This window comes from Vibrio sp. R78045 (assembly GCF_042466085.1).
GTDB classification, from domain to species: Bacteria; Pseudomonadota; Gammaproteobacteria; order Enterobacterales; family Vibrionaceae; genus Vibrio; species Vibrio cyclitrophicus.
In genome coordinates this window covers 1466023-1478903 of the sequence record NZ_JAXHBS010000013.1, presented here as the reverse complement: position 1 = coordinate 1478903, position 12881 = coordinate 1466023, and the positions used below count along the sequence as shown (strand labels likewise).

The following is a 12881-nucleotide window of genomic DNA, read 5'->3' as shown; positions in this document are numbered from 1 at the left end:
TTCCTTTTATAGACTGTACATCTAACTTACAGCGTTAAATTATTGTCTTCTATCATTTTTTGTAAAATTTGTGCTTCTAATGCACTGCTACTGTCACCTTGATACAGATCGTCGTACGTAACATCGGCTAATAAGATGTTTTGTTGAACGTCTTCATCGCCATTAGGTTTAATAGAAATGGTCACACCTTCACCAGATTCTTCTAAATCTAGATATTGTGTTGCCCCTAACCCTGTATTAAGCCCTAGGCTTCCCAAAATACCCGAGAGGTCAATTGCATCAGTATCTGGAGACGCATCAAAATCTTGAACTACATCGTAGCTTGGGGCTTCTGCACTCCCTAAGCCTGAAGAGGCGAACACAAAATTATCAGAGCCCGTACCGCCAATCAGCAGATCATTATCATCTGTCGCGGTAATCGTAGAATTCCCTTCAGCAACAAACTCAACTGATACCGTTTGAGGTAACCCTACCGCTTGGTTATTGCCTATTTCAGCAGAAGGTTCGATGGTGAGTTCAAATGGTTCAACACCATCATAACCGCCAGTAATAGCCAAATTAGGTACATCCGCTAAATCCACCACATACTGACCATCGACCATAGAACCGTGTGAGAACGTCAAACCTGCGGGAATATCATAGATGGTAATGAAGCCCGCTTCTGAGTCGGCAGGGTTAACAAGAGAGAGATCTAGGTTAAGCGGAATCGTGCCACTCGCTTCTGCCACAATCGAAGAGTATTCAACACTCAATAACGGAGCATCAGGCTCTGGTGTGATGATAAGCGTCATATCTTGTGAACTTGGGTCACCCGTGTCGACCACTAACTCACCGAGTACCGTATTTTGATCAACCGTTCGGCCTGTAATCGTAATATCAAGGTTACCAAACGCTTCGCCCGCAAAGAATTCGAGCTCATCAACAGAGCTTGCTTTAACGAGGATCGTCGCCTGTATGATGCCACCCACATTAGTGAAAGAGCTGGTTTCTGATCCAATTCGAATTCGATCTAGCCCAACTAAACCTGATGGATCCGAAGTCGAATTCACCGTTACGGTAATTGCTAAGAATTCATCACTGTTGGTTTCAAAGCTATTAGCATCGAGAGGAATCACGATGCCATCATCTTCACTTCCAGTGAGCTGTTCAGGTAAATCGAAGAACTCCACTTTATCGCCGATAGGGTTTACACCAACGGTAAATTCAGATTCGGTATAACGAATATCTGTCGTGCCGATTTCCTGAGTAATCGCCTCAAGGACTAGATTCATATCACCACTAAAATCTCGTGGCGGCAGAATAACAAGATTAGCAAGCTGACTTGGATCGAGCTGCCACTCATAAGTAGGGTTACCATCAAAGGTACCGCCATCAACGCCATTATTTGGAACTAATTCGTAGCTATCGCCCACCTTTATCGCAACAACCGCGCCTTCAGGCACGCCTTTCAATGCCAAGGACATATTTTCAGAGCCATCTTGGTCAATCAGCTCCGCGCTAAGTGATGACAGTGAAATGTAGTTGTCTTCGTCGCCTACTATATCCTCCGTCACCAAGTTCGCCGCATCCGCAACAGGTTCAACGGTGATCGTCACCACGGTCGTCTTGTCTTGAGTATCGGTTTCAACGACACAATCCGCTTCATCGGTAATATTGACCGTCACTGTTAAGGTAATTTCGCCGCTGTAATGTTCTGGTGGTGTTACCAACACATCGCTCAATCGGCTAGGATCGGTTACCGTCCACGTACCATTGCCGTTATCAACCAACAAACCAGTATCAGTATCAGTAGGGCTTTCCGATAGCGTGCCGCCATTTGATACCGTTATTGTTAGAGAGTTAATGGTCTCTTTACCGGTAGCACTGTTACCCTCTCCCGTGATTAACTGCCCGTCTTCAACGCTATCACCGAGAACTAACTCAAGGTTAAGGTCGGTTGTAATATCTTCCTGGATTGTTGTCGAATCCGTGGCAACGGTAATGTCATCCACAACAGGCAATACTTGAATACTGATGGTTTGATCTGTTGTGACGGTCTCTCCGTTACAAGGAGAGGTCTCAATGGTTTTAATCGTAAAGTCGATACAGCCGGCAAAGTCTTCATCTAATCCTGTTAGCGTTAGTTTGGATAGTCCATCCGCTGTAATCGAGTAACCGACAACCTCACCAGAAGCGTCGTATTCGGCAATAACACCATCACCTGAAATCTCGACGCCATCAGGCAGAGAGTCCGCAGGAATATAGAAAGAGATCTCATTGTCCGGATCACTACCTACATTGGTATTCAATAAACCGGTAAGGTCGATGTCCTCTCCCTCAGGCGTTTTGATATCACCATCAGGCTGAATTAGGCTTGGAGGTCCAACAGGATCACAAGTGCCGCCACCGCCGTCATGACCTGTAATCTGAATTTGGAATGAGGTATCAATGTATTTCGAATCTTCACCATCAATAACACGAGCACGCACCACAATATCTAACACAGGGGTGTCACTTGGGCTGGAGATCGTCATTCCGCTCAGGATTTCTTGCGCCAGTTCTTGGATAGAATCACTCGTCAGGCCGTTCGCCGAGATAATCCAGTTTCCTGAAATATCTTGAGCAGCTCCGTTAGGGTGGTCGATAATCAAAGAGTACCCATCAGGTACATCGATCAATATATAATCTAAGTACTCTGAGCCATCCATATCAGCATCAACAAAAGTAACCGCGTCTGACACGTTGACCGGAGAGCCGTCATCACTGGTGTACAGCTGACCCGAACTTTCTAAACGTGTATCTGACTCGACCCTCGCATCAACGGTAACACTAATGGCTCCCGAGATATCTTTTACATCAGTTGCGCCTGTCGGCGAGGTGTCGGTAACTTCATAGGTAATTGGGATCGAAAATGTACCGCTCAAATCTTCAGTAGCAAGAACGGTTAATCTGTCGCTATCTAGTAATTCTTGAAGAGTGACTCCTTCTGAGCTTGCTAACCCACCTAAGTCTAAACCAGCAGCATCAACAGTAATCTCCACACCATCGAAATACAGAGTTAGATCATCAGGCAAGCTATCAATAATGTAACCTGTTAACGTTTCACTACTGTCAACATCTTGATTAACCGAAATATTTAATGACAGTGTAATGTAGCTATCTTCAATACCAACGCTACTCACGACTACACCATCGGTCTGATCGACAACAGGATCGAGAGTCACCTTCAACGCCATCGGGAACTCACCCGAATCACCATCAGGCTCTGTTGAAATAGCAATAACGGTTAGCTCTAGCTCACCACTAAAATCAGTAATTGGCTTGAGATACAAATCATTCAGTTGGGCGTTAGAAACCTGGAATACTGGGCCTGTTACATCGTCAATGTAGGCGATGGTCAGCGACACAGGCTCACCCAATGAATCCACCAGCAAGGTGCCGTCAGGAATATTAGTAAGCAGTATATTGATATCTTCAGAAACATCGTCATCAGTTGTTTGGACGACAAAGTCGAGTTGAATCAAACCATCTTCATTGAGAACAGATTGATTGCTGATGACTTTGGTAATACTGTCATATTCCCAATGCGCATTTCCTCCATCCACAACAGCAGGTTCATCAACAACGCCTTTGAGGAAGATGTTGATGGTTTGAGTATCGCTTAACGCAGTCACATTGATAGGGTCTAGTGAGTCAATGGCAGATTCTGTGGCTACCGCCGTGACCTTAATGTACAAATCTTCAGTAAACGAGCTGATGTCTTCTTTTGGTAGAAGATAAGCCACACCATTCTCGATGGCCTCCGCAGAGACTAGGTAGGTATCAGGACCAATTAAGTCGAACAGTCCACCTTGGATAGACCAACCATCTTGCAGTTCGATTTGATAGCTTAACGATTCAGAACCGTCGGTATCAGTTAGCGATCCATCAATCACGTTCTTGAGGAAGATGATTTCATCTTCTAGACCTTTGTAGTCCTTAACGGATACATGTGGAGTATCAGCATCCGGTGAGATTTCAACGACTACGGTATTGACGATATCGGCCGTTTTATCATCGGGGTCAGCGAAGGTGCTTCCCGCTTCGGTTGCAATCGCAGTAATCTCAAACTCAAATCGACCTGCAAGGTTTTCATCAGTTCTGATTTCCATTTTGTCGATTTGGGTCTGGGTGTACTCTTTGCCTTCTTTAACCGCGTTTCCGTTCAAGGTGATATTCAGCCCATCTGGAATGCCGCTAATGGTGTAAGACAGTTCTTCAGATGTATCTTGGTCAACCAACTGAGCGGTGATATCTAATTTAATTGGGTTTGCATCATCTTCTACGGATTGGTAGGTAAATACAGAATCTGACCAATCTGGAGCATCGGCCACCGGTAAAACAGAAACAGAGACATCTGCGGTCAGCTCTTTTGGAACCGTGTCAGTACTAATGATGGCGTTGATCGCTAGAATAACCGTTGAGGTCGTATTCGATTCATGGAGTGCAGGTCGATAAGTTAACTGACCATTAGGGCCGGTAAACTGACTGTCAATCACCGTTAACTGATTGCCTGAAAGCGTCACTTTTCCATCAACCACTTGAAGTAATACGCCATCTAAATACAGGCTACCGCCTTGCAAAGAATCTTCTGAGAATTCAATAGCCGTAACGGTTTCGCTTTGGTCAACGTCTCCGGTAGAAACACTCACCACAATAATGGCATCGTTATCTTCTGTAGTTTCAGAATCCTCATAACGAATAAAGCCTTCGTTATCATCTAGGACAAGCTCTGCAGTACTCGTGACCTCATCACCATCGGCATCGCGAACCAAATAATCAATGTCATCGATTAATCGAGGATCGGTAGGGTCAGTTGATACATTGGCATTAGTAGTCAGTTGGTAGCTGCCATCAGAGTTAAGAGTAAACTGACCGTAGACGCTATTATCAAAATCATTAATGAGATCAATCTCGATTGACGTAATTACATCGGTAAAAGTGTAGGTATCACCGCGATAGTCAAAACTAACAATGACGGCGCCATCCGCACCAGCAAATTCTTCTGTTAAGAACTGTCCGCTGAGATTATCGCCTTCCACCATTTCAATGGAACCAGAACGAGAAGTTGGCACTGCATCCGTAACATTAACAACATAAATAGCCGGATCAGAACTATCACCATCGGCATCAGTAACGACCAATTCAAAATTCACAGCAAGATTATTTTCACCATCACCCGTAGCATGATCAAGCGGCGCATATAGATTGAACTCTGTTGTGCCATCGTTGTTAAAACGAATTCGGAAGATATCGTTACCCGACGTATCTTGAGCGTAATACCAACCATCGGCATTCACTGCCTGCAATGAAATGGCTTGCCCACCACTGGTATAAGCTAATGCGTCAAAAGCATCGGTATTAACTGAAACTGATGCGATATCGTCCGAGCCTTGGATAATAGCGATCGATGGGCTTGGTTCTTCAGTCCCAGTTTGTTCGTTGTCACCAATGAGTCCATCTTCATCGACAGATATGCTGCCTACAATCGAGAATGCAGGATCCTTACCATCGTATATTTTAATGTCTGATTTTTGGGTGGAACGCGAACCATCTGAATCAATAACGACAACCGTGGCCGGTATGCTCAATTCGGTATCTTTTAACCCAGCACCATGATCAATAGAGCGATATAAATCAATCTCAACGGCAGCGGTACCTGAGATATTAGCTTCTAAGAAATAATCAGATGGCAGACGAATCTGCATAATGACATCGCCATTACTTAATATCGCATCAAAACTGCCATCACCATTATCTCTCCAAGATAAAGCCTCGCCATTATGGGTGACTGCTTCACCGTCGCTATCCAAAACGGCTTGACCGTTTGTCACATCAATACCAAGATAAACGATAGGATCATGCGATGCCGTGATATCCAAATTAACCACTGCACTCTGTTTTACGCCATCAGGAGTAGTATCCGCAATTGGGGTTTCAGACAATTCAACCGTACCGCTGCCAATCGTTGGCTCACCACCGTCGGTAATAGAAACGATTAAATCTAGTTTAGTTTGGTCGTTATCGGAATCACGGGCTGTAACAGTAAACGGTATGGTATCCGTGCCATTGGCTTGATCCAAACCTTTGTACAGTGTGAAGACGTAATCCACACTGCTGTCTACATCATCTGATACCGGCGCTGCGAAACTCACGGTAAAGGCAACGTCACCACCAGCGACTGGCCCTGCGTAGCCAGTCAATAATGTACCATCCTCAGAAACGGTGTAATAAATCTGCTCGCCGCCACTAAAGAGCTGAGGTTGATCAGCTAAATCAAAGAACACGCTATCTAAATAATCACTGCCAATCCCGATACTGAAGGTTCCGGTGCTACTGACTTCACCGATAGGATCATTGCTTAGCTCCGACTCGTTGACCGAAGAATTTGAATCGAGAATTAAACTCGGATCATTACCGTCCTCGATCACCCATGATATTTGGCCGTTTTCTAAAGCAGTGCCATCGGTGTCTGTACCAATAATATTTAACGGAATCGTAAGTAAATCACTGGTGAGCACATGGTCGAGTGGCCGTTCAATCACTAATACAATATCGGCAAGTACATTGTTCCCGTCGACCGTTGTCGTCATTGAAAACGAGAACACATCATCATCACCTTGCTTAGCTGTAATAATGAGACCATCTGCGCTGAGAGTATAAGTAAGTGCTGTAGAGTCGCCTCCCGAAGTGATACCTAATGCTTCTAGTTGCGCGACAGTCTCAGGGCTAAATTGTATAGAATCTGGGTCTGGGTTATCCGAACCACCTAATACAGTAAATTGAGCATTGATGGTTTGCGAACCGGAGGTAACGTCGACTTCCGTCACCGTTTTCGAATCATCCAATATCTGTCCTGCCGCACCATCAGTGATATCAATGGTCGCCGTTGCAGAGCCAAAATCACCACTAGAGTCAGCGGCAACGTAATTGAAGATAACGGTATGGTCTTGGTTATGATCTAGATTTCGATTTGCTTCAAAGGTCCACTGGCCATTGGCAAATACGGTCAATACACCATCCCCGGTATTGAACACCGCAGGAGTTGCACCTGAAATGTCCTTGCTGACTCCACCAACTTCGACGCTACTAATGGTTAGAGCAGTATCAAGGTCAATGTCATTGCTAAGAACGTTGCCTGACGATATTTCACCTTCAACCATCGAGTAAGACTCGCCGAACAGCAAAGGTTCGGAATCTAGAATCGTGATCGGTAATTCGCCTAAAACGAGCTCAGTGGTTCCATCGTCATCAATCTGAAGACCTTCGATAATGATCGCCGTTTGAAGTAACTCTTCACCAGCTTGTTGGTCAACCGCTTGGTAAAAGGTGATCTCAACGGTATCTCCAACAATCTTAGCTTCGAAAACCAGTGTTCCATCGGTTCGTGTTGCTTTGAGCACTTGGCCGTCAGACTCTAATGCAATAGCGATAGATTGACCTTGAGACGTCACTCCCTCGGCAGAGACTTGGTTTGCACTAAAAGCGAACTCGTCAGCAAACTGAATATTGATGTCAGCAACTTGGGTTTGATCTCCGAAGATCCCGACCGTGCTTTCAGAAAATGAGACTGAACCTGGCAGTATAATACTTGGCATGTCATCGCTGACTTCATTGCCAATCGAATTGGCCACTCTCGCATCTATAATCCACTCAGTAGATGGGTCTAAGCTAGAGACATCAATATTCTCGACTAGCCAGCCACCTGACGCATCAACTACACCTTCAAAAGTCAGCGTTTGCGTACCATCATTGATCTCTATGTAGACAGGTAAACCTTCGGAAACATCGGTCGTACCCTGCATGGTGGTTAAATCACCACTACGAAAATCTAAGATGTTGAAGCCAGATAAGGTATCAATATCGATAACAGGTGGGACGGTATCAATTTGTCCTGTCGAGTCTGTGCCCGTTGTTTCATTACCTGCAATATCAACGGTAACTGCTTCTACGGTAATGTTGCCATCCGCAAATGCAGACACATCATCGATGCTCCAAGCCCCTGCAACAACTACGGTTTGTAACGTGATAGACTGATTATTGCTATCCGAAACTGTGACGGTAATAGGCTGTCCATTTTCTACATTTTGAACAACACCTTGTAGACGAACAGATTGAACCTCTTCAGTGTTGAGTATGTTGTCGGCATCATCGAATTTTGCTGTGATACTTGCCAGAGTATCCTTAACGATTATATCGCTAGAAGTAACAGTATTGCCCGCAACATCCGTAACGCTAGCCTCTACGGTCAAGATTCCTTCTGCAAACCCCGAATAGTCTTGACCTGTCAGCGTCCAATTTCCGCCAACTACTGTGGTCGTATAAACTTGGGAGACATTAAGGCTATCGGTAAGGGTAATAGTGATCGTTTGACCGTCTTCAACATTGGTCACCGAGCCAACCAAGGCACCATTAGTAATTTCGGCTAAGTTGTAATACTCATCACCAAAACCATCAAAATCGACACTGATGTCCGCCAACGTATCTTTAACGATGGTATCGCTAGAAGTTGCTGTATTACCGGCAATGTCCGTAACGCTTGCTTCAACCGTTAACTCACCTTCAGCGAAAGCTGAATAATCTTGGCCAGTTAGAGTCCACTCGCCACCGGAAACTATCGCGGTATAACTTTCTGACTTACCATCGACATCGGTGATGGTGATTGACACTGTTTGGCCATCTTCAACATTGGTCACCGTGCCGACCAAAGTGCCATTGCTCACTTCGGCGGAGTTGTAATACTCATCACCAAAACCATCGAAATTGACACTGATATCCGCCAACGTATCTTTGACGATCGTATCGCTAGAAGTTGCGGTATTACCCGCAATGTCCGTAACCGTAGCTTCTACTGTTAGCGTGCCTTCAGCGAAGGCTGAATAATCTTGACCAATGAGACTCCATTCGCCACCAGAAACTATCGCGGTATAATTTTCTGACTTACCATCGGCATCGGTGATAGTGATTGATACTGTCTGGCCATCTTCAACATTGGTCACCGTGCCGACCAGTGCGCCATTACTCACCTCGGCAGAGTTGTAATATTCATCACCAAAACCATCAAAATCGACACTGATGTCCGCTAACGTATCTTTAACGATGGTATCGCTAGAAGTAGCAGTATTGCCCGCAACGTCTGTAACACTTGCTTCTACTGTTAGCGTACCTTCAGCAAAACCCGAATAGTCTTGGCTGACTAATGTCCATTCGCCACCAGAAACTATCGCGGTATAACTTTCTGACTTACCATCAACATCGGTGATGGTGATTGAAACTTCTTGGCCATCTTCAACATTGGTCACCGTTCCGACCAAAGTGCCATTACTCACTTCGGCGGAGTTGTAATACTCATCACCAAAACCATCAAAATCGACATCGATGTCTGCCAGAGTATCTTTGACGATGGTATCGCTAGAAGTTGCCGTATTACCCGCAACGTCCGTAACCGTAGCTTCTACTGTTAGCGTACCTTCAGCGAAGGCAGAGTAATCTTGGCCAGTTAGAGTCCACTCGCCACCAGTCACTGTCGCGGTATAATTTTCTGACTTGCCATCAACATCGATGATAGTGATTGAAACTGTTTGACCATCTTCAACATTGGTCACCGTGCCGACCAATGCGCCATTATTGACTTCAGCGGTGTTGTAATACTCATCACCAAAACCATCAAAATCGACACTAATATCCGCCAGCGTATCTTTGACGATGGTATCGCTAGAAGTTGCTGTATTACCGGCAATGTCCGTAACGCTTGCTTCAACCGTTAACTCACCTTCAGCGAAAGCTGAATAATCTTGGCCAGTTAGAGTCCACTCGCCAGCAGTCACTGTCGCGGTATAATTTTCTGACTTGCCATCAATATCCGTAATAGTGATTGATACTGTTTGGCCATCCTCAACATTGGTCACCGTGCCGACCAATGCGCCATTAGTAATTTCGGCTAAGTTGTAATACTCATCACCAAAACCATCAAAATCGACACTGATGTCCGCTAACGTATCTTTGACGATCGTATCGCTAGAAGTTGCCGTATTACCCGCAATGTCCGCAACCGTAGCTTCTACTGTTAGCGTGCCTTCAGCGAAGGCTGAATAATCTTGACCAATGAGACTCCATTCGCCACCAGAAACTATCGCGGTATAATTTTCTGACTTACCATCGGCATCGGTGATAGTGATTGATACTGTCTGGCCATCTTCAACATTGGTCACCGTGCCGACCAATGCGCCATTACTGACCTCGGCAGAGTTGTAATACTCATCACCAAAACCATCAAAATCGACACTAATATCCGCCAGCGTATCTTTGAAGATCGTATCGCTAGAAGTAGCAGTGTTGCCTGCAACGTCTGAAACCGTAGCTTCAACTGTTAACGTACCTTCAGCGAAAGCTGAATAATCTTGACCAATGAGAGTCCATTCGCCACCGGAAACTATCGCGGTATAATTTTCTGACTTGCCATCGACATCGGTGATAGTGATTGATACTGTCTGGCCATCTTCAACATTGGTCACAGTTCCGACCAAAGTGCCATTACTCACTTCGGCGGAGTTGTAATACTCATCACCAAAGCCATCAAAATCGACACTGATGTCTGCTAACGTATCTTTGACGATAGTATCGCTAGAAGTTGTAGTATTGCCTGCAACGTCAGTAACTGTAGCCTCTACAGTCATGATACCTTCTGCAAAACCCGAATAGTCTTGGCCGACTAATGTCCACTCGCCACCAGATACTATCGCGGTATAATTTTCTGACTTGCCATCAACATCGGTGATAGTGATTGAAACTTCTTGGCCATCTTCAACATTGGTCACCGTGCCAACTAATACGCCATTACTCACCTCGGCAGAATTGTAATACTCATCACCAAAACCATCGAAATTGACACTGATATCCGCCAACGTATCTTTAACTATAGTATCGCTAGAAGTTGCCGTATTACCCGCAATGTCCGTAACCGTAGCTTCTACTGTTAGCGTGCCTTCAGCGAAGGCTGAATAATCTTGACCAATGAGACTCCATTCGCCACCAGAAACTATCGCGGTATAATTTTCTGACTTACCATCGGCATCGGTGATGGTGATTGATACTGTCTGGCCATCTTCAACATTGGTCACCGTGCCGACCAATGCGCCATTGCTCACCTCTACTGAGTTGTAATACTCATCATCAGATGAAGAAAAATCAACGCCAATGCTGGCTAACGTATCTTTAACTATCGTATCGCTAGATGTTGCTGTGTTACCTGCGATATCTGTAACGCTAACTTCAACCGTCAACTCGCCATCTGTAAAACCTGAATAGTCTTGGTCAGTCAGAGTCCAATTACCACCGGATACCGTTGTTGAATAATCAACCGACTTGCCATTAGCATCTGTGATTGTGATAGATATAGTTTGACCGTCTTCCACATTTGCCACAGTACCAACCAACGCCCCATTTGAGACTTCAGCTTGGTTATAAAACTCATCATCAGATGCAGAGAAATCAACACCAATGTTGACTAAGGTATCTTTAATAATTGTATCGGTAGACGAAATCGTATTACCAGCTACGTCCGTAGTACTAGCGACAACCGTCAACTCACCTTCTGAAAAATCAGAGTAATCTTGGTCTTTCAGACTCCAAAAATTACCAGACACAACTGTCGTGTAGCCAACGGATAAACCATTGCTGTCCGTGATCGTGATATCAATAACTTGGCCATCTTCGACATTGAAGATCGCACCAATCAATGCACCTTTGCTAACTTCATTTTCGTTATAATAGTTATCGCCAAACCCATCGAATCTAACAAGGATTCGATCAAGCGTATCCTTAACAATGGTATCGGTAGCTGACGTAGGGTTTCCGGCAATATCGACGGTGCTTGCAACAACCGTGAGTTCGCCTTCCGCGAAATTGGAATAGTCTTGGTTTTCGAGTGTCCAGCTGTTACCAGACACGTTCGTGGAATAATCTACAGATAAGCCATCACTATCTGTAATCGTAATTAAGATAACTTGACCATCTTCCACATTGGTCACTGTGCCAACCAATGCACCATTGCTGACTTCGAATTCGTTATAAAACTCATCGCCAAAACCATCAAAATCGACATCAATTGTCGCTAGCGTATCTTTGATTGTGGAATCGTTAGCAGTGATGCTATTACCAAAATCATCGGCAATAATCGCGTCAACTTGGAGATCACCTTCAGCTAGTGAAGTAAGATCGACACCATTTACAACATAGGTTTCGTTAGTTGTGATCGCAGTGGTAGTTAATGTGTTGCCGTTAACATCGGTGATGGTAATTGCAACTGTTCGTCCATCACGAACATCCACAGCCGTACCCTTAATAGTGACACCTGGTACTTCAAACTGGTTTTCGTAACCGTCGCCGCCATCAAGTATATCTACGGTCAGTTCTGCACTAGGTAACAGCGCATCTAGATTCCCATCGTTTGAAGTGGTGTCTTCCTCTTCATATTCGGTCGGTCGAGTGTCAAAACCTGCTTCTGCAAGAGTTTCATCTAATGTAGAGCGAACATATGCAATAAAAGAGGCACTGGAGCTGGGTTGATCATTGGCAGAACTCGGTTGTTGAGGCGCACTTTCGATATTGTTGACGAGCTGAGTCACGACCTCTTCGAGTTGTTGTTCGACAGCCGCTATTTGTGGCTCAGTGATCGATTGAGTCTGATCTAAATTCTGAGACTCAATACTAACAACTTGCACACCTTCAACTTTAGGCTGTGATGCGGGCACTTGAAGCCATGTACCATCAGCAAATACCTGCCATACGACACCACCAACTTCGATATATAAAATAGGATCCATCCTAAACCTCTTCCTTACAAAAACGCTGACATTGAGGAC

Annotated in this window: 1 protein-coding gene; it reads right to left on the bottom strand. The window is 44.9% G+C overall.

The genetic code is table 11. The annotated features are described in order from the left end of the window. Positions 1–26: 26 nt before the first annotated feature. Positions 27–12842, bottom strand: coding sequence for an Ig-like domain-containing protein (locus SJY39_RS17025; RefSeq protein ID WP_390242327.1), 12816 nt, complete (start codon positions 12840–12842; stop codon positions 27–29). Positions 12843–12881: the final 39 nt, after the last annotated feature.

Coding starts and splice junctions, on each gene's coding strand:
- SJY39_RS17025 (WP_390242327.1), bottom strand. CDS start 12,842: ATGGATCCTATTTTATATATCGAAGTTGGTGGTGTCGTATGGCAGGTA.